This window comes from Actinoplanes sp. CA-131856 (assembly GCF_050956135.1).
Lineage (GTDB): Bacteria > Actinomycetota > Actinomycetes > Mycobacteriales > Micromonosporaceae > Actinoplanes.
On record NZ_CP191849.1, the window covers coordinates 8,783,141 to 8,804,345 of the forward strand.

Annotated in this window: 17 protein-coding genes; 12 read left to right on the forward strand and 5 right to left on the reverse strand. The window is 71.7% G+C overall.

All coding sequences use genetic code 11. The annotated features are described in order from the left end of the window. The first annotated feature begins 164 nt into the window (after nt 1-164). The 4 genes from ACQP2X_RS40120 (at nt 165) to ACQP2X_RS40135 (ending at nt 5,252) form a co-directional block, all read left to right on the forward strand. The gene (locus tag ACQP2X_RS40120) at nt 165-3,020 is read left to right on the forward strand and encodes an AfsR/SARP family transcriptional regulator (RefSeq protein ID WP_498690865.1); all 2,856 of its coding nucleotides are present in this window, start codon (nt 165-167) and stop codon (nt 3,018-3,020) included. A 77-nt stretch (nt 3,021-3,097) separates the two neighbouring features. Then, nucleotides 3,098-3,691: a hypothetical protein gene (locus ACQP2X_RS40125; protein ID WP_498690867.1), complete on the forward strand. Its 594-nt coding sequence runs from the start codon at nt 3,098-3,100 to the stop codon at nt 3,689-3,691. Beyond that, nucleotides 3,688-4,323, forward strand: a complete 636-nt coding sequence (locus ACQP2X_RS40130) for a bifunctional 4-hydroxy-2-oxoglutarate aldolase/2-dehydro-3-deoxy-phosphogluconate aldolase (RefSeq protein ID WP_498690868.1) — start codon at nt 3,688-3,690, stop codon at nt 4,321-4,323. The genes ACQP2X_RS40125 and ACQP2X_RS40130 overlap by 4 nt, the downstream gene beginning before the upstream one ends. Next, nucleotides 4,320-5,252 carry a sugar kinase gene (locus ACQP2X_RS40135; RefSeq protein ID WP_498690869.1) on the forward strand — a complete coding sequence of 311 codons (933 nt, stop codon included), beginning with the start codon at nt 4,320-4,322 and terminating at the stop codon, nt 5,250-5,252. The genes ACQP2X_RS40130 and ACQP2X_RS40135 overlap by 4 nt, the downstream gene beginning before the upstream one ends. Nucleotides 5,253-5,268: 16 nt before the next feature. Here the strand turns inward: ACQP2X_RS40135 and ACQP2X_RS40140 are convergent, their stop codons facing one another. Further along, complete coding sequence (locus tag ACQP2X_RS40140; protein ID WP_498690870.1) at nt 5,269-7,551, reverse strand: putative bifunctional diguanylate cyclase/phosphodiesterase; 2,283 nt, start codon at nt 7,549-7,551, stop codon at nt 5,269-5,271. Nucleotides 7,552-7,713: 162 nt separating this feature from the next. On the opposite strand from ACQP2X_RS40140, the gene ACQP2X_RS40145 reads away from it, so the two are divergent. Next, a complete protein-coding gene (locus ACQP2X_RS40145) occupies nt 7,714-9,705 on the forward strand; it encodes a peptidoglycan recognition protein family protein (RefSeq protein WP_498690871.1) in 1,992 nt (663 codons plus the stop codon). Between the two features lie 43 nt (nt 9,706-9,748). Further along, the gene (locus tag ACQP2X_RS40150) at nt 9,749-10,114 is read left to right on the forward strand and encodes a VOC family protein (RefSeq protein WP_498690873.1); all 366 of its coding nucleotides are present in this window, start codon (nt 9,749-9,751) and stop codon (nt 10,112-10,114) included. Here ACQP2X_RS40150 and ACQP2X_RS40155 read toward each other — a convergent pair. Next, entirely contained in the window at nt 10,104-10,730 is a 627-nt protein-coding gene (locus tag ACQP2X_RS40155; protein WP_498690875.1) for a TetR/AcrR family transcriptional regulator C-terminal domain-containing protein, read from the reverse strand. The two genes, ACQP2X_RS40150 and ACQP2X_RS40155, sit on opposite strands and share 11 nt — an antisense overlap. Before the next feature lie 50 nt (nt 10,731-10,780). Between ACQP2X_RS40155 and ACQP2X_RS40160 the strand changes: the two genes are divergently transcribed. Both ACQP2X_RS40160 and ACQP2X_RS40165 read left to right on the forward strand, forming a co-directional pair. Next, on the forward strand, nt 10,781-12,331 hold the full coding sequence (locus tag ACQP2X_RS40160; RefSeq protein ID WP_498690877.1) for a CocE/NonD family hydrolase: 1,551 nt from the start codon (nt 10,781-10,783) through the stop codon (nt 12,329-12,331). A gap of 57 nt (nt 12,332-12,388) precedes the next feature. After that, the gene (locus tag ACQP2X_RS40165; protein ID WP_498690878.1) at nt 12,389-12,535 is read left to right on the forward strand and encodes a hypothetical protein; all 147 of its coding nucleotides are present in this window, start codon (nt 12,389-12,391) and stop codon (nt 12,533-12,535) included. Between the two features lie 294 nt (nt 12,536-12,829). Here ACQP2X_RS40165 and ACQP2X_RS40170 read toward each other — a convergent pair whose 3' ends face one another. Further along, a complete protein-coding gene (locus ACQP2X_RS40170) occupies nt 12,830-14,515 on the reverse strand; it encodes a glycoside hydrolase family 13 protein (RefSeq protein WP_498690879.1) in 1,686 nt (561 codons plus the stop codon). An 82-nt stretch (nt 14,516-14,597) separates the two neighbouring features. Here ACQP2X_RS40170 and ACQP2X_RS40175 point away from each other — a divergent pair, with 82 nt between their 5' ends. From ACQP2X_RS40175 to ACQP2X_RS40190, 4 genes are read left to right on the forward strand one after another with little or no spacing between them, the layout of a single operon-like run. Then, on the forward strand, nt 14,598-15,599 hold the full coding sequence (locus tag ACQP2X_RS40175; RefSeq protein WP_498701164.1) for a glycosyltransferase family 4 protein: 1,002 nt from the start codon (nt 14,598-14,600) through the stop codon (nt 15,597-15,599). A 59-nt stretch (nt 15,600-15,658) separates the two neighbouring features. After that, nucleotides 15,659-16,801 carry a glycosyltransferase gene (locus ACQP2X_RS40180; protein ID WP_498690880.1) on the forward strand — a complete coding sequence of 381 codons (1,143 nt, stop codon included), beginning with the start codon at nt 15,659-15,661 and terminating at the stop codon, nt 16,799-16,801. Then, on the forward strand, nt 16,798-17,880 hold the full coding sequence (locus ACQP2X_RS40185) for a glycosyltransferase (protein ID WP_498690883.1): 1,083 nt from the start codon (nt 16,798-16,800) through the stop codon (nt 17,878-17,880). The genes ACQP2X_RS40180 and ACQP2X_RS40185 overlap by 4 nt, the downstream gene beginning before the upstream one ends. 8 nt (nt 17,881-17,888) lie before the next feature. Continuing rightward, on the forward strand, nt 17,889-19,367 hold the full coding sequence (locus ACQP2X_RS40190) for a glycoside hydrolase family 130 protein (RefSeq protein WP_498690885.1): 1,479 nt from the start codon (nt 17,889-17,891) through the stop codon (nt 19,365-19,367). On the opposite strand, the gene ACQP2X_RS40195 is transcribed toward ACQP2X_RS40190, so the two are convergent. After that, complete coding sequence (locus ACQP2X_RS40195) at nt 19,361-20,020, reverse strand: response regulator transcription factor (RefSeq protein WP_498690886.1); 660 nt, start codon at nt 20,018-20,020, stop codon at nt 19,361-19,363. The two genes, ACQP2X_RS40190 and ACQP2X_RS40195, sit on opposite strands and share 7 nt — an antisense overlap. After that, on the reverse strand, nt 20,008-21,111 hold the full coding sequence (locus tag ACQP2X_RS40200; RefSeq protein ID WP_498701165.1) for a sensor histidine kinase: 1,104 nt from the start codon (nt 21,109-21,111) through the stop codon (nt 20,008-20,010). The genes ACQP2X_RS40195 and ACQP2X_RS40200 overlap by 13 nt, the downstream gene beginning before the upstream one ends. Nucleotides 21,112-21,205 lie beyond the last annotated feature (94 nt).

The following is a 21,205-nucleotide window of genomic DNA, read 5'->3' on the forward strand; positions in this document are numbered from 1 at the left end:
CGAGGCAGAGGCAGGGGCCCACCCTCCCGGGGGCCCCCACCAAGGTAGGTGCTGTCAAGCGCCGCCCGAGAGTTGTCCACAGGGCACCGTCTGACGGGATTCTGTCATCAGGGCCGGACGATCGGGGGACCCGATCACGAAGGCGACGGTCGTAGGGTCGGCGGGTGTACGTCCGGATGCTGGGTCCGTTCGAGGTGAGCGGCCCGGACGGCCCGGTCGCCGTGACCGCCGCCAGCCAGCGCACGGTGCTGGCCCTGCTCGCTCTGCACGCGGGCCGGCCGGTCGGGGTGTCCGCGTTGATCGACGCCCTCTGGCCGGACGGCCCGCCGCCGTCGGCCCGCAACAGCCTCCAGTCCCATGTGACGCGGCTGCGGTCGGCCCTGGGCGGAACCGACCTGATCTGCCTGGAACCCGCCGGATATCGGCTGGCCGCGCCCCGGCAGGCGGTGGACGCGCTGCTCTTCGAAGACCTGCTCCGCGACGACAGCTCCTTGGTGGCCGCGCTCGACCTCTGGGAGGGCCCGCCACTGCCCGAGTTCGAGAGCGAGCCGTTCCGGGGCACGGCCGAGCGGCTGGTGTCGCTACGACGCGAGGCCCTGGCGCGGCTGGTCGCCCTGTCACTGGACGCGACACGGGCGCCTGAGGAAGCGGACGCGACACGGGCGCCGGGGGAAGCGGACGCGACACGGGCGCCAGGGGAAGCGGAAAACTGGACAGCAGCCAGGGCGCCTCAGGAAGCACAGCGCCCGCCCACGGCCGGCGGCAAAAGGGTCTGGGACGCGGTCGAGCGGCTGGCGCAAGAAGCCGCGGCCGAGCCGTGCTGGGAGCGGGGCGCTCTGGTGCTCGCCGAGGCTCTGGCCCGCAGTGGGCGGCGCGGGGAGGCGATCGAGGCGCTGCGCAGGCACGCCGATGCGGTGGTGGATCGGCTCGGGCTCGATCCGTCCGAGTCGGTGCGGCTGGCGCAGGTGTCGATTCTTCGGGGTGAGCTCGACCCCGGCGGCCCGGCCGCGCGCACGCCGCGACCGGACGTCCGGGCCGCGAGACCGGCCGGGGGCCCGGCACGGCGCGTACCCCTGCGGTTCTCGTCCTTTCTCGGCCGTGACTTCGAACAGCGGGAACTCGCCGAAATGCTGCGGGCCCCGGGTCTGGTGACCATCACCGGGCCGGGCGGTGTGGGTAAGACGCGGCTGGTCGCCGAGACTGTGCGAGCGGGCGCGCGCGTGGCCTGGATCGACGCCGCCGACGTGTCCGAAAGGGACTTCCTCGAGGCCGTGGCCGTGGGTGTCGGGGCTCGGATCGGGGCCTCCGACGATCCGGTCACGGTGATCGGAGCGGCGGCCCGGGAGCATTCCGTGGTGGTACTGGACAACTGCGAGCACGTCGTGGACGCGGCGGCGGTGGTGGCCGAGGCGATGCGGGACACCCGGGTGGTCGTCACCAGCCAGGAGCGGCTGCGGGTGGACGGGGAACGGGTCCTGGAGCTGGCGCCGCTCGATCAGCCGGCCGCGGCGCGGCTGTTCGCCGAGCGGTCGGGGTGCGGGGCGGCGGACGGTGACGTGGCCGAGATCGTCCGGCGGCTGGATCGTCTGCCGCTGGCCATCGAGCTGGCGGCGGTGCAGGCGGCCGCGCTCGGCGTGCCGGAGCTTCGGGCGCGGCTCGACGACCGGCTCGATCTGCTGGTTCGGGGGCGGCGGACCGCGGACGCCCGGCATCGCACCCTCCGCGCGGTGGTGGAGTGGTCGTTCGGGCTGCTCGACGAGGACGGCCGGGTCGTGATGCGGCGGTTGTCGGTCTTCGCGGGCGCCTTCACCGTGGCTCAGGCCGAGGCCGTCGTCGACGTGCCGGGGGCCGCCGCCGTGATCGCGGCGCTGGTGGACCGGTCGCTCGTCGTGCGGCACGGGGCCGGCCGGTTCCGGCTTCTGGAGACTGTTCGGACATTTGCCGCGCGCGAGCTCGGCGACGCCGACCGGTTGTCCACCGAGCGGCGGCATGCGGCCGAGATGGTGGCGGCGGCCCGGCGGCTCGACCGGCGGTTGCGCGGGCCTGATCAGGCAGAGGCCGTACGGGAGATCGACGAACTCCTGCCGGATCTGCGGCTGGCCCACGCGCGCGGTGGCACCGCCACCCGGACCGCGCTGGCCGCCGCCATGTACCGGTACGGCTACCGGTGTCAGCAGTACGAGGTGCTGGCCTGGGGCCTGGACACAGTGGGTGATTCCGCCGCACTGGCCGCAGCCGCCACCCACGCCTGGGGCCGGGGCGATCTGTCCGAGGCGCGCCGGTTGGCACTCCAGGTGGAACCGCTCGGTGCGCCCGCCCACGAAGTGCTCGGCGACGTGGCTTTGGTCCTCTGTGATCCGGACACGGCCCGGGAGCACTACCAGGCCATGGACGGTGAGCCCGTCCACCGGGTGTCCGGTCTGGTCGGCGAGGCCCTGGTGGCCGCCTGGTCGGGCGACGCCGCGAAGGCGGCCGGCCTGGCGAACGAGGCGGTTGCGCTGGCCACGGCCACCGGCAATCCGGGCGCCCGGGCCGAGGCCCTCTACGGCCTCGGCGAGGCGCTGGGCGACACCGACCCCACCCGCGCCCTGACGCTGCTAGACGAGGCGGCGGCGCTGGCCGCCACCGTGGACGATCGGCTCTTCCGGGGTGCGGCCGAGACCGCCGCGGTGGCCATCCGCAGCCGGCACGGCGACCCGGTCGAGGCGCTCACCGCCTTTCGCGACGTGCTCGCCCTGTGGCGGACCGTCGGCAACGACACTCTCCAGGCGGCCGCCCTGCGCAACCTGGTCGTGCTGCTCGTGCGGGTCGGCGAGGACGAGACGGCGCTGCTGGTCGACGCCGCCCTGCCGCCCACCGGCGTCTATCCGGCCGAGGCGGCCCGGCTCGACCGGGCCCGGGCGGCCGCCGTCGAACGACTCGGACCCGAGAATGCCGGAAAGATACGACGGCGGAACACGACCGTGTACGACGAAGCGTCACGGGCCATCGACGCAGCGCTGTCCCGGATGGCCGGATAGGTGGTAATTGGTCGCCGGGCGGTCACGATCCCCGGCCGCGCCGAGCCCGCCGGGCGCGGCGTCGATACCGTTATCGCGTGTCTGAGATCCCGTGGTGGGGGCTGCCCCTCATCGCCGCCGTGTTCGCCCTGGCCGGAGCCGCGACCGTCCAGCTCGTGACCGCCCGTAACGACTACCTGCGCAGTCGCCGGCGGCGCACCCGGCGGTGGTACGAGGAGCGCAAGGAGGCGTACGTCGCCCTGCTCGCCGTCTTCGAGCGCGACACCTACAGCCTGCGCACCGCCTACGACGCCGGAACCAAGCCCGCCTCCCCGCTCGCCTACGTCGATGAGGTCGGCCCGGCGCTCATGCGGGTGCGGCTGCTCGCCTCGGGGCCGGTGCGCAGCGCCGCCCTGGCCGTCCACGTGCTGCTGCAACAGCTGCACGGCGAGATGAACCCGGCCGCGGTCCCCGGCGTACAACCGCAGATCCATTTTCGTGAATTGCTGACCCAGGTGCCTCTCGTGATGCAGCAGTTCGAGGCGGCCATCCGCGAGGAGCTGCGGATAGAGGCCACTCCGCCGTCCGGCGCGACCCCGCTGAACGGGCGCGGGCGATCACTGCTGCGACGGCAACCACAGACCCGCCCCCTAGAGGGTTCCGCCGATGTCCGGCAGGATCTACAGGCGTGACCGATAGGAGCGAAACCACCGCCGCCGTCATCCGCAGCGGGATCGTCGCGATCCTGCGTGCACCCTCCGCCGACTACTTCTCCGCGATCGCCGAGGTCCTCGTCGACTCCGGCATCACCGCCATGGAGGTCACGCTGACCTCGCGCGGCGCCATCGAGGCCATCGCCGGGCTCCGGCGCCAGCTGCCCTCCTCGGTCGCCATCGGCGCCGGCACGGTCCTGACCGCCGACGACGCCAAGGCCGCGGTCGGCGCCGGGGCCGAGTTCCTGGTCTCCCCGGTGGTCGACGCCGGGCTCGTGGCCGGCTCCGAGGTGCCCTTCTATCCGGGCACGAGCACACCCACCGAGATGTACGCCGCCTGGCGCGCTGGCGCGGAGCTGGTGAAACTCTTCCCGGCGGCCGGTCTCGGCCCCTCGTTCCTGCGGGACGTCCGCGGGCCGCTGCCGCACATCCCGGTCATGCCCACCGGCGGCATCAAGATCGAGGACATCGCCGACTGGCTGTTCGCCGGGGCCAAGGCCGTCGGCATCGGCTCGCCACTGATCGGCGACGCCGCGACCGGCGGCAACATGCAGGCCCTGGCCGCCCGCGCGCGGCACGCGGTCAGCGCGGTCGCGTTCGCCCGCTCATGACGGAGAAAGGCCTGTTCACCTTTGGTGAGACCATGGGCCTGGTCGCCGCGGACGGCATCGGCCCGTTGACGTACGCCAAAGGCTTCTCCTTCGGCATCGGCGGCGCCGAGAGCAACGTGGCGGTGGGCGTCGCCCGGCTCGGCGGCCAGGCCACCTGGCTGGGGCGGGTCGGGCCCGACGCGACGGGCGCGCTGATCGCCGAGCGTCTGACGGCGGCCGGTGTACGCACCCTCGCGCTCACCGACGAGTCCTTCACCGGCCTGATGGTGCGCCACAAGCGGTCGGCCCAGTTCGCCCAGGTCGACTACCACCGGGCCGGCAGCGCCGGCTCACGGCTCTCCCCGGCCGACGTGCCCCCGGCCGAGCTCACCGCGGCCGGCGTCGTGCACGTCACCGGCATCACGCCGGCGCTGAGCGAGACGGCCCGCGCCGCCGTCTTCCAGTCGATCGAGACCGCCCGCGCGGCCGGCGTGCCGGTGTCGGTCGACGTCAACTACCGCTCGAAGCTCTGGAACCGCTTCGACGCCGCCCCGGTCCTGCGCGACCTGGTCACCCGGGCCGACATCGTCTTCGCCTCACCCGAGGAGGCTGAGCTGTTCGTCGACCCCGGCGACGTGCCGGCCGCCCTGGCCAAGCTCGGCCCGTCCGAGGTGATCGTCAAGGACGGCGCCCGCGGCTGCCGAGCCCTGATCGACGGCGACCGGCACGAGCTCCCGGTCCTGCCGGTGACGGTCGTCGACCCGGTCGGCGCCGGCGACGCCTTCGTGGCCGGCTATCTGGCCGACCGTCTGGCCGGCGCCTCCCCCGCCACACGCCTGGCCACCGCCATCGCGGCCGGCGCCTTCGCGGTGACGGTCCCGGGCGACTGCGAGGGCGCACCCACCCGCGCCGAGCTGACCGCGCTGACCGGCGACGACGTGCACCGATGAGACCCACCGGCCGGGCTCAGGCGGTCACCGCCTCCTGGGGCTGCGGGCGGATCCAGTGGGTCAGGTTCTCGGGGCGGTCGGCCTTTCCGTAGAACCAGCCCTGGATCAGGTCGCAGCCCTGGCCGTGCAGCCAGTCCCGCTGGGACTGGGTCTCGACGCCCTCGGCGACCACGCGGTGGCCCATGGCGTGGGTCATGGCCAGGACGGCCCGGACGATCGGCTCGTCGCCGCCGGCGTCGCCGATGCGGGAGATGAAGGCGCGGTCGATCTTCACGATGCCGACCGGGAGGCGGTGCAGATAGCTCAGCGACGAGTAGCCCGTGCCGAAGTCGTCGATGCACAGCACCACGCCCAGCGCGTGCAGGGCGTTGAGCGTGAGCAGGGCCGTCTCGATGTCCTCCATGACGCCGGACTCGGTGATCTCGAGCCAGAGGCTGGACGGGGCCAGGCCGCTCTCGCGCAGCACCTCGTCGACGATGTTGACCAGTGAGCCGTCGCGCAGCTGGCGGACCGCCACGTTCACCGACACGTGCAGCTGGCGGTCGCCGGGCCGGCGCATGGCCTGCCATTCCTGCAGCTGGCGGACCGACTCGCGGAGCAGCCACTCGCCCATCTCCACGATCATGCCGGTCTCCTCGGCGATCGGGATGAACTCGTCCGGGCGTACGGAACCGTGCTCGGCCGAGTTCCAGCGCATCAGTGCCTCGAAGCCGTCCAGGTCACCGGAGCGCACGTCGACGATGGGCTGGAAGTGCACGGCCAGCTCGCCGCGCTCGGCGGCGCCGCGCAGCGCCTGCTCGAGCTTGACCCGGTCGCGCACCTGGTCGCGCAGGGAGGTGTCGAACAGCGCGACCGCGTTGCGGCCGGAGCCCTTGGCCTTGTACATGGCCGTGTCGGCGTCCCGGATCAGCTCCAGGGCGTGCGCGCCGCCGTGCGACTTGGCCACGCCGATCGAGGCCGAGATGACCACCTCGCCCACCGACAGCTTGAACGGGCGGGCCAGCTCGACCAGCAGGCGCTCGGCCAGCGAGTCGGCCAGCCGCAGGTGGGACGGGCTGGCCAGGGCGACCACGAACTCGTCGCCGCCGATGCGGGCCACGATGTCCTGCGTGCGGACCTGGGCGCTGAGCCGGCCCGCGACCTCGCACAGCAGCTCGTCGCCGACGCCGTGCCCCCAGTGATCGTTGATCATCTTGAAGCGGTCGAGGTCGATGAAAAGCAGGCTGATCTCCTGCCCCTCGTCGGTCACGCGGTCGGCCCAGGAGGCCACGGTGTCCGAGAGCAGCTCGCGGTTGGGCAGGTCGGTGAGGGCGTCGTGGGTGGCGCGGCGGCGGTTGGCCCGCTCGGCCCGGACCCGGGAGTTGTTGGAGCGGACCACCCGCACCAGCACGGCGAGGACGACCAGCGCGCACAGCAGGGCCCGGATCAGGTTGTTGGCGATGCTGCCGAGCGGCATCAGGGTGGCGACCACGGTCGGCACGATCATGACGGTCGCGATCACGGTGAGCCGCAGGCGGCTGAGATCACGGACGACGATCTTCTGGGGCTGGGTGAGCGTACGCATCGACGGGTGCAACGCGGCGGCCGGAATGGCCACGAACATCGCCGCGAACAGAACGTCCACGACGTGCTGCGTCACCGAGACCATCTCGGCGTCGCGCAGTGTGAAGAGCAGATCGGCCACGAACATGGCGGCCGAGGCGACCACGAGCAGCCACAGCGCGGGCTGGCGGGCGCCGCCGGCCAGCATGAGCTGGGCGACCAGCACGAGCAGCACGACATCGATGATCGGGAAGAACGCGTCGACCACCCGGATGACTGTCATGCCGGAGCCGTCGACCGCCGGGGCGATGACGAAGGTCCAGGTCAGGAAGGCGCCGGCCAGGCCGACGAGCAGGGCGTCGATGCGGGCCGGGTCGTCGTCGGCCGCGCGCCGGCGGCGCAGCATGCCGCTGAAGGCGGAGCCGAGGAAGAGGTACGCCGGCACGACGAACGCGTTCGGGATGAGCGCCATCGCGGTCGGCGGGGTGGTCATCGTGCTGGGCACGGCGGCCCGGATGACGCTGGCGATCACGAAGAGGTAGGCCGCGTAGCGGATGTGCCGCCACGGCGTCCGCTCGTCGGCCGGGAGAAGCCGGTTCGGGCCCACGTGCAGGGCGACGACGCCCAGCACCATGATCAGGGCCGAGGCCGGGGTCTGCGCCCAGACCGGCCCGAAGGCCAGGACCGCGAGCAGCACGGCGCCGAGCGCCAGGTGCAGGCGCACAGCAGACGGTCCGAGGCCGCGGGCGTTGGTCATGCCCTCGCTCATCGGCAGGGAACCCACGGTTGTAAAGCGGGTGTGATGCAGCGGTCGTTCGGAGCCCCAGATACCGGGGAGATTTACCCACTTTTCCGGACGAGCGCCGCGTCGACCGGCAAGGTGTCACATGGCCGATGAACCAGCACCACAGGGGGACATGTGCACCGGAATCGGACGACGACCAGGGCGGCGACGGCGCTGCTTACGATAGCCGCGGGAGCGCTGATCCCGCGAGGAGGCCCGGCCGCGGCCGACCCGGCGGCCCCGCCGCAGTTGCAGACAGTGACCTTGAGCGGCTCCGCCGTCTCGCGCCCGCAGACCGCCCCGTTCAGCCTGCTCGGCGTCACGTGGTCGGACCCGGCCACCAGGATGAGCGGCGCGGTGCGGGTCCGGGCCCGGGCCATCGACACGGGCCGCTGGTCGAGTTGGCAGACCTTGGAGGCCGACAGCGTCTCCCCCGCCGACCGCCGCGGCTCCACGGACCCGCTGTGGGTGGGCCCGTCGAACGGCCTCGAGGCCCAAGTGGTCGGCGCCCAGGCCCCACTCCCGGCCGACCTGCGAGTGGACCTGCTCAACCCGGGCGCCGCGCCGGCCCCGGTGCCGGAGCGCGGAGAAATCGCCCCTCGGGTGGCGGCTCGCGCGGCGGTGACGATTCCTGTGCGGCCGGTGCCTCGTATGGTCACCCGGGCCCAATGGGGGGCCAACGAGGCGATCGTGCGCGGGAAGCCCGAGTACACCGGGGCCATCCAGGAGTTCTTCGTGCACCACACGGCCACGGGGAACAACTACTCCTGTTCGCAGTCGGCCGCGATCATCCGCGGGATCCAGGGCTATCACATCCGAAGCCGGGGCTGGGACGACATCGGGTACAACTTCCTCGTCGACAAGTGCGGGACGATCTACGAAGGGCGCGGGGGCGGCGTCCAGATGCCCGTGCTCGGCGCGCACACCATGGGGTTCAACACCGACGCCAGCGCCATCGCCGCCATCGGCACGTACGGGGGCTCCGGCGTCTCGGCCACCGTGCGGCGGGCCATCGCGACCGTCGCCGCCTACAAGCTCGGGGCGGCCGGGAACCCGCCCAGCGGGCGGGTCGTGCTCACCTCCGGCGGCAGCAATCGCTACCCCAAGGGCGCCCGGGTCGAGATGTGGCGGATCTCCGGGCACCGTGACGCCGGGCGGACTGACTGTCCCGGCGACGCCCTCTACCGGCAGCTTCCCGCCATCCGGGCCGTCGCCGGTGGCGCGCCGGCCGGGTTCCGGCTGCTGAGCATGGGCGGGACCTGGCCGTACGGGGGAATGTGGTTCACCAAGGGCACCATCACCCCGCGCTGGGACACGCGCACCGCGAGCGCGCTCATCAACCGCTTCGAGGTCTACGTCGACGGGGTGCTGGCCGCGGCCGTGCCCGGCACGCACCGCACCACCACGCTGACCGTCGCGCCCGGCAAGCACGCCGTCTCGATCCGGGCGCTGCACCTCTCGGGCCGGGTCGCCGGGATCACCACCACCGTCTACTCCGACGCGGTCGCGCCCGTCTTCGACAAGGAGCCGGACCTCGTGCTGCGCCCGGGGACCATCGGGGCGACAGTTCCCGTACGCCTCGACTGGAAGGCCACCGACCCGGGCGGCCTGATCTACGTGGGGCTCACCAGGCCCACGCGGACCAACCTGCTCACCACCACGACCAGCCGGAACTTCGCGATCCGGGCCGGCGCCCCGGCCAACTACGCGATCGTGGCCGGTGACCGCGCTCGCAACACCGTGAACGCGTCGGTCACCCGTACACCTGTGGTCCTCTCCGAGGCCGCGTCGCAACGGACCGGAACCTGGCGTCTCCTCAACAACCCCGCCTATCTGGGCGGCACCGCGCTCGGCGCGTCGACCGCCGGGAGCAGCGCCAGCTGGACCTTCAGCGGCAGCTCGGTCGCGCTCGCCTTCAGCCGGGGCCCCAAGGCCGGCAAGGTGCGGATCTTCGTGGACGACCAGGCGCAGGGCACCGTCGACCTCAAGGCGACCGGCCCGCTCAACCGCCAGGCCGTCTGGTCACGCTGGTGGGCCGGCAGCGGCGAGCACACCGTACGGGTCGAGGTCGAAGGCACCGCCGGACGTCCCGGTGTCGCCGTCGACGGTCTCGTCTACCTGAAGTGATAACTGACAGAAGGTGTCAGGTACGGGGGGAAGGATCCCTGCCATGAGTGGATTCGCGACGTTAGCAATGATCAACCTGGACGCGGCCGACCCGGCCGGGCAGGCCCGGTTCTACTCCGAGGTGCTGGGCTGGAAGGTGCTGCACAGCCAGGACGAGTACGCGATGATCGGCGACGGCTCGTCCAGCATCGGCTTCGGCCAGGTGCCGGGATATACGGGACCGGGCTGGCCTCAGGAGAGCGCACCCAAGCGCTATCACCTCGACTTCTACGTCGAGGACCTGGACAAGGCCGAGGAGCAGGCGCTGGCGCTGGGCGCCACCAAGCCGGCCGAGCAGCCGCAGCCCGATCGCTGGCGGGTGCTGCTCGACCCGTCCGGTCAGCCGTTCGACATCTGCCTCAAAAGTTAGCGGAGTGATCACGGGCCTGGGTGACCAGGCCCGTGATCATCCAGTCGGCCAGGCGCTCGAAGCTCGGCTCCCGCGCCGGCCCGCCCTCGGCGAACGCGGCCACGAGGTGGGGGAACTCCGCCGCCGTCACCGGTTCGGTCACCTGCGGGACCCCGGCCGACAGTTCGGACGTCACGAACGACGCCACGAAGCCGGTCACCAGAGCGATCAGCTCCAGACGGGTCGCGCCGTCGAGCCCGGTCGGCGCGAGCGCGGCCAGCCCTCGCTCCAGATAGGCGAGAGTGTTGCGGCCGGTGAGGCTCCGGTTCGGCAGGGCCGACGGCAGCCACGGATGTGCCACCATCAGCGCCCGCTGCGACCCGGCGATGGCCAGCAGATCGGCCCGCCACCGCCCCGTCAGCTCGACCGGCGCCGCCGTGCCGCCGACCCGGTCCACCATCAGGTCGATCAGGACATCCCTGGTGGGGACGTAGGTGTAGAGCGACATCGCCCCCGCCCCGATCTCGGTGGCGACCCGCCGCATGGTGACCGCGGCCAGCCCCTCCGCGTCGGCGATGGCGACCGCCGCGTCCACCACCTGGTCACGCGTGTGCGACGGCGGTCTTCCGCGAGCCATCGATGCCTCCTATTATTTCTAGTACAACGTACGGAAATGAGGGTCGCCCGATGGAAAGACTGCCACTGCTCCTCCGCCTGCTGCGACGGCGGACCCGCAACGGACCGCCCGCCCGGTACGACGTCCGCCGCGAGACCGGTGTGCCCGTGCCCGCCGCCGACGGGAGCCCGCTGCTCACCGACCACTACGCCCCGGTCACCGGCGAGCCCTGCCCGACCGTGATGGTCCGGGCCCCGTACGTCCGCAGCGGTTTTCCCTGGAACTACTTCTACGGGGCCCTCTTCGCCGAGCAGGGCTTCCACGTGCTGCTCCAGAGCACCCGCGGCGCCGGCGGCTCGGGCGGCACGTTCCGCGCCTGGGGCCACGAGACCGAGGACGGCCGCGCCACCGTCGAGTGGCTCCGCAAACAGGACTGGTTCACCGGGGAGCTCTACACGGTCGGGGCCAGCTACATGGCGTACACCCAATCGGCCCTGGCCCTTGATCCGCCGCCCGAATGGCGCGGCGCCGTGCAGCAGGTCGGCCACAACGACCCCCACGACTTCTTCTGGAAAGGCGGCGCGTTCGGCCTGGAACGAGCCCTCGTCGGCGGGCTGGCCCTGTTCCAGTCGTCGGCGCTGACCAGCGGCGGCCTGCTGCGGGCGGCGCTGCGCCTGAAGTTCCGGCTCCGCCGGGCCACCCACGACCGGCCATTCCTCGACGCCTATCCGGCCGTGCTCGGGGGCCGCCGGCCGGCGTTCGAGGAGTGGCTGGCCCACCCCGAGCCGGAGTTCTGGTGCGACGCCGACATGACCGAGGCCGCGGGCGCCATGGAGGTGCCGGTCAGCCTCTGCACCGGCTGGTGGGATCTCAGCATCGGCCAGACCCTCGACCAGCACGCCCGCCTGCGCGCCGCCGGCCGCGACGCCGACCTGCTGATCGGCCCCTGGACCCACACGTCCAGCCTGGAGAAAGGCTGGTCGGAGATCTTCCCGCAGGCTCTCCGGCGGCTGCGAGGGGAGCCGGCGGCTTATGCCGTACGGGTCCACGTGGGCGGCACCGGCGAGTGGCGCGACCTCCCGTCATGGCCGCCACCGGATGCGTTCCCGTCAGCGATCGAGATGGTCACCGGGCCGGCGACCTTCCGGTACGACCCGGCCGACCCGACGCCGTCGATCGGCGGCCCGCTCCAGTCACCCACACAGGGCCAGGTCGACAACGCTTCGCTGGAGAAGCGCTCCGACGTGCTCGTGTTCACGGAGGAGCCGCTGACGTCACCGTTGACGGTGCTGGGCCCGGTCAGCGCCGTCCTGGAGGCGACAACGACGGCGGCAAGCGGCGACCTGTTCGTCCGCCTCTGCGACGTCGACCCGTCCGGCCGCTCGATCAACATCTGCGACGGCCTGACCCGCGTCTCCGCCGACGGCCCCACCGAGATCGACCTGGGCGTGGCCGGCCACGTCTTCCGCACCGGACATCGCCTGCGCCTGCTCGTGGCAGGCGGCGCCCACCCCCGGTTCCTGCGTAACTACGGAACCGGCGAACCACCCGGCCCGGCCACCCGGATGGTGCCGACGGAGACGACGATCCGTACGGCGACCCTGAATTTGACCTTGGTTTAGCGTTCCCGGCCCGTGGGGTATCTCGCCGCCGCCATCCCCACGGATCGAGGAGCATTCATGTCCATCCAGGGCGTCTTCTATCTCATCGCGGTCATCCTGCTCGTACTGGCGGCCCTGCCGATCAGCTCGCGCGGGGTCAGCCTGGCTTTGCTGGGCGCGGCTTTCGCCCTGCTCGGCTACTCGTGGGACACCATCACCAGCTAGCGCTCGCCCGCCGCCGCCCGGGGCGCGCGACTCACACGGCCCGCCCTCCCTTGGGGGCCCCCGTCCTGCACCAGTCTGACGGAAACGACAAGATCGCGGCAGCACGCTGTGGACAACGGGGTCTGCTGTGGAATGCTCGGCGCCAGCGGCGGATAGGTGTATACGGAAGCCCGGAAGCCCGGAAGTTCGGCGCCCCAGAAGCCCGGCGGCGCGGAAGTTCGGCGCCCCGGAAGTTCGGCGCCCCGGTCGCAGCCTCCCGCTCGCGGGGACTGCGACCGGCGGATGTGGCCCGCTCTAAACAGTTCGGCGGTAGACCACGGCCTGCCACGGTGCCAGCGTGAGACCTTCGGGGGCGGGCAGGTTTGTCAGGACCAACTCGGCTTCGGACCAACCGTCGATCTCGGCCGTCACCTCGGAACCTGAGAAGTTGCCGATCACCAGGAGCTCGGTGGACCCCAGGCGGCGGGTGAAGGCGTACAACTGCTCGTCGTTGGGCAGCAGCATCGTGAAGTCGCCGTCCACCACGGCCGGCTCGTTGTGGCGTAGCTCGATCAGCCGGCGGTAGTAGTGGTAGACCGAGTCCGGGTCGTCGTGCTGGGCCGCCGCGTTGATCTCCGGGTAGTTCGGGTTCGCCGCCAGCCACGGCGTTCCCGTCGTGAAGCCGGCGTTCGGCGACGCGTTCCACTGCATGGGCGTACGGGCGTTGTCCCGCCCCCTGGCCCGCAGAACCGTCAGCACCTCCTCCGGCGTCCGGCCCTCGCGATCCACCGCCTGCGCGTAATGACCCAGCGCCTCGATGTCGCGGAAGTCGGCGATCGTACGGAACGGGAAGTTCGTCATTCCCAGCTCTTCGCCCTGGTAGATGTAGGGCGTTCCGCGGTGCAGGTGCAGCACCGTGCCGATCATCTTGGCCGACGCCACGCGGAAAGCGGGACTGTCGTCGCCGTACCGGGAGACCGCCCGGGGTTGATCGTGGTTGTTCCAATAGAGGCTGTTCCAGCCCACCTCGGCCAGGCCCGCCTGCCAGCGGTTGAAGATCGCCTTCAGCTTGGTGAGCTGCAGCGGGACCAGCAGCCACGGGTCGTCGCCGCGGTCGGCCCACACGTGGTCGAACTGGAAGACCATGTCGACCTCGCCGCGGGCCGGGTCGGTGAACAGCTTGGCCTCGTCCACCGTCACGCCGGGCATCTCGCCCACGGTCAGCATGGCGTCGCGGCCGGCGAAGACCTTCGCGTGCATCTCCTGGAGGAACTCATGAATGCGAGGACCATTGATGTACGCCGGTGAGCCGTCCCCGTACGACGATCCGGCCGTGAGGCGGCCGTCGGGCAGCGACGTGTCCTTCGAGATCATGTTGATGACGTCCATCCGGAAGCCGTCGACGCCCCGGTCGAGCCACCAGTTCATCATCTCGTAGACGGCCGACCGGACCTCGTCGTTCTCCCAGTTGAGGTCGGGCTGCTTCTTCGAGAACAGGTGCAGGTAGTACTCGCCGCTCTTCTCGTCGTACTCCCAGGCCGATCCGCCGAACGCCGATCCCCAGTTGGTCGGCTCGGCGCCGGGGGTGCCGGGCTCCATGCCCTCGCGGGCGGGGCGCCACCAGTACCAGTCGCGTTTCGCGCTGGCTACGCCCGAGCGTGAATCGACGAACCACTGGTGCTCGTCGGAGCTGTGGTTCACCACCAGGTCCATGATCAGCTTCATGCCGCGGGCGTGCGCGCCGGCCAGCAACTCGTCGAAGATCTCCAGGGTGCCGAAGATCGGCTCGATGTCCTGGTAGTCGCTGATGTCGTAGCCGTTGTCGTCCTGCGGGGACGGATAGATCGGCGAGAGCCAGAGCACGTCGACGCCGAGACCGGCCAGGTGGTCCAGGTGTTCGATGATGCCGCGCAGGTCGCCCATGCCGTCGCCGTCGGCGTCGGCGAAGCTGCGCGGGTAGATCTGGTAAACGACCGCGCTCTTCCACCAGAGATCCGTCATGCGTGTTGTCTAACACGAGAACGCCGCGCCAAACCGCTGGGCATACTATCCACGTGTTAACTACCAAAAAGTGGCGTTTGTCGTGAAGGTCGCCATGCTGGGGCCGATCGCCTGGCGTACGCCGCCGCTGCACTACGGGCCCTGGGAGCTGATCACCAGCCTGATCACCGAGGGGCTGGTGGCCCGCGGGGTCGACGTCACGCTGTTCGCCAGCCTCGACTCGATCACCAAGGCCGCCCTCGACGGTGTCGCGCCGACCGGCTACGAGGAGAACGACGAGATCGACGGGCGCGTCTGGGAGGCCCTGCACGTGGGGCACGCGCTGGCCCGCTCGGGCGAGTTCGACCTCGTGCACAACCACCTGGACTGGCTGCCGCTGGCCTTCTCGCAGCACTGCGCGGCCCCGATGGTGACCACGATCCACGGATTCTCGGGCGCCAACATCCTCCCGGCCTACCGGCGGGCGCGGTCGCACTTCGTCGCGATCTCGGACAGCGACCGCTCCCCCGACCTCGACTATCTGGCCACCGTGCACCACGGCATCGACCTGGACGGGCTGCCGGTCCAGCCCGAGCCCCGGACCGACCTGATCCTGTTCGGGCGCATCCATCCGGACAAGGGCACCGATCTGGCCATCGACATCGCCGAGCGGGCCGGCCGGCGGCTCGTCATCTGCGGGATCGTGCAGGACCGGCGCTTTTTCGAAGAGAAGGTGGAGCCGCGGATCGACGGTGACCGGGTCGTCTATCGAGGCTCGGTCGGGCCGGACGAGCGCGGCACGATCCTCGGCTCGGGGCTGGCGCTTCTTCACCCGATTCGCTTCGCCGAGCCGTTCGGGCTGTCGGTCGTGGAGTCGATGGCGTGCGGAACGCCCGTCATCGCGTACCGCAAAGGATCCATGCCCGAGGTCATTGACGAGGGCGTGACCGGACAGCTGGTCGCAAACATCGACGAAGCGGTCGCAGCAGTCGGACAAATCGGAAGTTTCGACCGCGCGGCCTGCGCGAAACGGGCGCGTGGGCGCTTCTCGGCCGACCGGATGGTCGAGGACTATCTGACCATTTACCGCAAAATCGTCAGCTGAATGTTAACGTCAAATTGCGAATTGAGCGCAATCGGGGGTTATTTCCGGAAAGGCCGACCATGCCCGCGAAGTTTGGCTTCTTGAGCACCTACCCGCCCACCCAATGCGGTTTGGCGACCTTCAATGCCGCACTGGCCACGCATCTGAACTCCGGCGGCGCCGGAGGCGTCGTCCGGCTGCTGGCCGGCGACAGCGTGAGCGGCGGCATCGAGCTCGACCGCGCCGCGCCGCGCGTCGTGCACACCTGGCACACGGACACCCCGGGCGGATGGCAGGCCGCCGCCAACGCGCTCAACCGCTTCGACGTGGCCATCCTCCAGCACGAGTACGGCATCTATCCCGGCGACGCCGGAGACGAGGTGCTGCCGCTTCTGCGCGCCCTGCGGATCCCGTCCATCGTCGTGCTGCACACCGTGCTTAGCAATCCCGACCCGTTGCAGCGCCGCGTGCTGGAGAAGATCGGCGCCTCGGCCGACGCCCTGGTCACCATGACCGACACCGCGCGCCAGCGCCTGGCCGGCGGGTACGCCGTCGACCCGCGCAAGATCTCGGTCATCCCGCACGGCGCCGGCAGCCGCTCCGGCGCCCCGCGTGAGGGCCACGACCGGCCGCACCTGCTGACCTGGGGCCTGCTCGGTCCGGGCAAGGGCATCGAGTGGGCCATCCGCGCCCTGGCCCGGCTCGGCGACCTCGACCCCGAGCCGCTCTACACGGTGGCGGGGCGCACGCATCCCAAGGTGCTGGAGCATTTCGGCGACGTCTACCGCGACTCGCTCAAGGAGCTGGCCGCCTCCCTCGGCGTCGCCGGCCAGCTGGTCTGGGCCGACGCCTATCTGGAGGAGGCCGAGCTGACCCGGCTGATCCGCTCGGCCGACGTCGTGGTCCTGCCGTACGACTCGACCGAGCAGGTCACCTCGGGCGTGCTGATCGAGGCGGTGGGCGCCGAGATCCCGGTCGTGGCGACCGAGTTCCCGCACGCGGTGGAGCTGCTGGCCGACGGGCCCGGCCTGCTCGTGCCGCATCAGGATCCGGAGGCCATGGCGGCCGCGATCCGGCGGGCGCTGGCCGAGCCGGGCCTGCCGGGCCGGATCACCGGGCTGACCGGCGGGCCGACCCTGCGCTGGCCCGCGGTCGCGGCCCGCTATCAAGCGCTGGCGTCGCGTCTCCTGCCCACCCTCGCCGCCGCGTCGGTGCCGGCATGACGATCGGGCTCCGGCTGGTCCCGCCGCCGATCCAACTCGCCGACGCCCCACCGCCCGACTGGAGTCACGTCGTACGCCTCTCCGACGACACCGGCCTGCTCGAGCACGCCCGGAACGCGATCGTGCGGCGCGAGCACGGCTACTGCGTGGACGACGTCTCGCGCGGGCTCCTGCTGATCAGCCGGGAACCCCGCCCGACGGCCCAGCTGGCCGGGCTGGCCGAGCGTTATCTGGCCTTCCTCACGCACGCGCAGGGCCCGGACGGTGCGTTCCGCAACCGCATGTCCTACGACCGCCGCTGGACCGACGAGCCGTCGACCGGCGACTGGTGGGGCCGGGCGATGTGGGGCCTGGGCACCGCGGCCGCCCGCTCGACCGTGCCGTGGATCCGGCGGGAGGCGATGACCTCGTTCCGGCTCGGGTTGCGGCAACGCTCGCCCTGGTCGCGGGCCATGGCGTACGCCGCCCTGGGCGCGGCCGAGGTGCTGCGGACCGACCCGCGCGACACCGAGGCGGCCCAGCTGCTGGCCGACGCGGCCACGGTGATCGGCCTGCCCGCCGCCGGCCCGGACTGGCTGTGGCCCGAGCCCGAGCTGACCTACGCCAACCCGGCCCTGGCCGAGGTGCTGATCGCGGCCGGTGACCTGCTCGGCGACGAGCCGCTGCTGCGGTCCGGCCTGAAGACGCTGGCCTGGCTGTGCCGGCAGCAGGACAACGACGGGCACCTGTCCACGGTGCCGGTCGGCGGATGGCGGCCGGGCGTGCCCAAGCACCGCTTCGACCAGCAGCCGATCGAGGCCGCGGCCACCGCCGACGCCTGCGCCACGGCGGCCGCGGTCACCGGCGACGACCGCTGGGACGAGCAGCTCTTCCGGGCGGTGGCCTGGTTCCTCGGGGACAACGACTCACAAACCGTCATGTACGACCCCCTAACCGGCGGATGTTATGACGGATTGACGGTAGAAGGTCCTAATGTGAACCAAGGAGCCGAATCAACCCTCGCGCTCGTCTCCACGATGCAGCACGCCCGCACTTTGGTGAGCAGGAGCGCGACCCGACCGTCAGGCGGCCTAGCATGACCGCAGTCATGAATGAGCAATCGCTGATCACGCGCCACGACATCGTCATGGAGCCGGACGGCCGGCGCGTCGTGATCAAGCTGTTCGTGCCCGGCGAGGACGCCCAGGGCGTGAAGAACCGCACCCAGAGCCTCATCGAGCGCATCCTCCAGCTCGACGAGGGCGAGATCGCCCGGCTGCTCGACGACGTGCTGACCCGCTTCGCCGGGCGCCATCACGACCTGCTCGGCGTCTTCCAGCACCACTACGAGCTGGTCCAGCACCGGGTGCCCAGCGGGCTCGACCTCTCCCCCACCGCCCGCACGCTGATCGGCGCCTACTTCAGCCACGAGTTCGCGGTCGAGGCGGCGGCGCTGTGCAACCCGTCGATGGTGCCGCACCCCGACCAGACCGGGCTCGACGCGGGCGAGCTGCGGGTCGCCATCAGCCTGCGGCAGATCGGCGAGGGGCACATCTCGTCGATCGGCTTCTGCTCGGCCGTGCTCGGCCCCGGCGACCGCATCCGCATGGAGGACCGCGACGGCCCCTTGATGATCGGCCAGCGGGTCGGCGCCCAGCATTGGAAGAACCAGCTCGAGGCGGCGCTCCTCGACGCCGGCATCGACCACGAGGCGGCGGCGTACGTCGTCTGCTCGCTGCCCGAGCGCTACACCGACCAGGACTTCGAGGACGTCATCGGTCACATCCCGGGCGAGCTGCTGTCCCGGCCCACCTCGCAGGAGACGATCGACCGGATCCGGCACATCGTCACCGACGAGTACGCGGTGCAGTTCCCACCGGCCGTGCCGCTGCACCAGCGGGTGCTGTGGCCGGCCACCCCGGCCGAGAGCAACGGCATGGAGGACGCCCGCTTCGTCCGCGTCCTCGACCCGGACGGCCGGCACGTCTATCAGGGCACCTACACCGCGTACGACGGCCGGCACATCTCGGGCCGGGTGATCTTCTCGCGCGACCTGCGGCACTTCGAGGTGACCCGGCTGCACGGCCCGGCCGCCCGCAACAAGGGCATGGCCCTGTTCCCGCGCTACATCGGCGGCCGCAAGATGGCGCTGTGCCGCTCCGACGGCGAGACGCTGGGCCTGAGCGTGCGCGACGACCAGCACCGCTGGCAGGCGGCCGAGCCGCTGCTGGTGCCGCACCGCGGCTGGGACCTGATCCAGGTCGGCAACTGCGGCTCGCCGATCGAGACGGACGAGGGCTGGCTGGTGCTGACCCACGGCGTCGGCCCGATGCGCCGCTACGCGATCGGGGCCATGCTGCTCGATCTGGAGAATCCGGCCCGGGTCATCGCCGACCTGCCCGAGGGCCTGCTCGACCCGGACGAGATCGAGCGCGAGGGCTACGTGCCGAACGTCGTCTACTCGTGCGGCGGCCTGGTCCACGACGGCAACTTCTGGCTGCCGTACGGCGCGAGCGACGTCCGCATCGGCTTCGCCAGCGTCCCGGTCGAGCAGCTGCTCTCGCGGATGGTTCCCACCGGTTACTGATCCGCCGCGTCGTGCACGATCAGGGCGATCTGCACCCGGTTCGTGCACGACAACTTCGTGAAGATGCGTGAGACGTACGCCTTGACGGTGGCCGTGCTCATCAGGAGCTCAGTGGCGATCTCCTGGTTGGTGCGGCCCTCGGCGACCAGGCGCGCCACGTCGCTCTCGCCGGGGCTCAGCCGCTGAAGGGCGGCCCGGGCCCGCTGCCGCCGCGGGTCGGCCGGCGCGCCCGCGACCAGGCCGATCATTTTCCGCAGCACCTCGGGCGACATCATCGGCTCGCCGGCCGCGACGCGGCGTACCGCCTCCGCGATCTCCCGGGGTGGGGTGTGTTTGAGCAGGAAGCCCCCGGCGCCCGCGCGCAGGGCCCGGAGCACGTGGTCGTCGGTGTCGAAGGTGGTCAGCACGATCACCTCGGGGGCGTCGCGCCGCAGCCGCAGCGACTCGGTGGCGGTCAGGCCGTCCATGCCGGGCATGCGGATGTCCATCAGCACGACGTCCGGCTTGTGCGTGTTCACCGAGGCCGCCACCTCGGTGCCGTCGACGGCCACGCCCACCACCTCGATGTCGTCGAAGGCGGCCAGCATCATGGTCAGGCCGGCCCGCACGAGGGCGTCGTCGTCGACCAGCAGCACCCGGATCACGTCGGCCACGGTAGCCAGGCCTTGAGATGGAACTCGCCGCCCGGGGTCGGCCCGTGCTCCAGCCGGCCGCCGACCAGCTGCACCCGCTCCCGCAGCCCGGTCAGCCCGGCGCCCGCCCCGGGCAGAAGGCCACCGCCGGCGGCGAGGGGATTGCCCACTTCGACGGTGAGGCCCGGTTCGGCGGTACGGCTGATCGTGACCTCGATGGGCGCGCCGGGCGCGTGCTTGCGGGCGTTGGTCAGCGCCTCCTGCACGATCCGGTAGGCGCTGCGGCCCACCTGCTCGGGCACACCGTCGGCGCCGTCGAAGGTGAGGCCGACCTCGGCGCCGGCCTCGCGGGACTGCTCGACCAGGGCCGGCACGTCGCCCAGGGTCGGCTGCGGCCGGTCCTCGCCCGGCGTCCGCAGCATGCCGATCACGGTGCGCAGGTCCTCCAGGGCGTCGTGGGCCGACTGACGGATCGTCCCGGCCGCCTTCTGCTCCTCGGGTGAGGCGTCCCGGCGTACCTCCAAAGCCCCCGCATGCACCGCGAGCAGCGAGATGCGATGGGCCAGCACGTCATGCATCTCGCGGGCGATGCGCTCGCGCTCGGCCAGCCGCGCCTGGTCGACCCGCAGCCGCTGGCCCTCCTCGGCCTGCCGGGCCCGCTCGGCCCACGAGGCCACCAGCTGCCGGTGCGACCGGATGAGCATGCCGATCGCGACCAGGCTGACGTTGAGCAGCACGATGAAGGTGACGCTCTCGTAGTAGACGCGGGTGAGGCCGAGCGCGAACCCGTAGACGACGGCCGTCGTCACCGCGTGCAGGGCGGCCAGGGCCACCGCGAGCCGGCCCGGGCGGTGCAGCGCGACGCTGAACAGGGCGATCGGCAGGGCGCCCATCGGCATGGCGAAGAAGATGCCGAACGGGATCAGCACGAGGGTCAGGGCGGCCGGCCGGCGGCGCCGGAACAGGACGAGGCCGGCCACCGCGATCACGCCGGCCACGGCCTCGGCCTCGGCCGGGAAACCGTCGCCCTCGCCGATCGAGTTGACCGTGAAGAAGACGCCCAGCACGACCGCGACGGCGGCCAGGGTCAGCTCCACGAGCCAGCGGCGCATCACCTTTCCGACGCTACCGGCGGCTCTTCCCCTCGGGCAGTCGACTTTGGTCTACGTCTCGTCGCCCTCGGTCGGTATTCGCCGGCGCTCCTTT

Coding starts and splice junctions, on each gene's coding strand:
- ACQP2X_RS40135 (WP_498690869.1), top strand. CDS start 4,320: ATGACGGAGAAAGGCCTGTTCACCTTTGGTGAGACCATGGGCCTGGTC.
- ACQP2X_RS40140 (WP_498690870.1), bottom strand. CDS start 7,551: ATGACCAACGCCCGCGGCCTCGGACCGTCTGCTGTGCGCCTGCACCTG.
- ACQP2X_RS40150 (WP_498690873.1), top strand. CDS start 9,749: ATGAGTGGATTCGCGACGTTAGCAATGATCAACCTGGACGCGGCCGAC.
- ACQP2X_RS40155 (WP_498690875.1), bottom strand. CDS start 10,730: ATGGCTCGCGGAAGACCGCCGTCGCACACGCGTGACCAGGTGGTGGAC.
- ACQP2X_RS40160 (WP_498690877.1), top strand. CDS start 10,781: ATGGAAAGACTGCCACTGCTCCTCCGCCTGCTGCGACGGCGGACCCGC.
- ACQP2X_RS40165 (WP_498690878.1), top strand. CDS start 12,389: ATGTCCATCCAGGGCGTCTTCTATCTCATCGCGGTCATCCTGCTCGTA.
- ACQP2X_RS40170 (WP_498690879.1), bottom strand. CDS start 14,515: ATGACGGATCTCTGGTGGAAGAGCGCGGTCGTTTACCAGATCTACCCG.
- ACQP2X_RS40180 (WP_498690880.1), top strand. CDS start 15,659: ATGCCCGCGAAGTTTGGCTTCTTGAGCACCTACCCGCCCACCCAATGC.
- ACQP2X_RS40185 (WP_498690883.1), top strand. CDS start 16,798: ATGACGATCGGGCTCCGGCTGGTCCCGCCGCCGATCCAACTCGCCGAC.
- ACQP2X_RS40190 (WP_498690885.1), top strand. CDS start 17,889: ATGAATGAGCAATCGCTGATCACGCGCCACGACATCGTCATGGAGCCG.
- ACQP2X_RS40200 (WP_498701165.1), bottom strand. CDS start 21,111: ATGCGCCGCTGGCTCGTGGAGCTGACCCTGGCCGCCGTCGCGGTCGTG.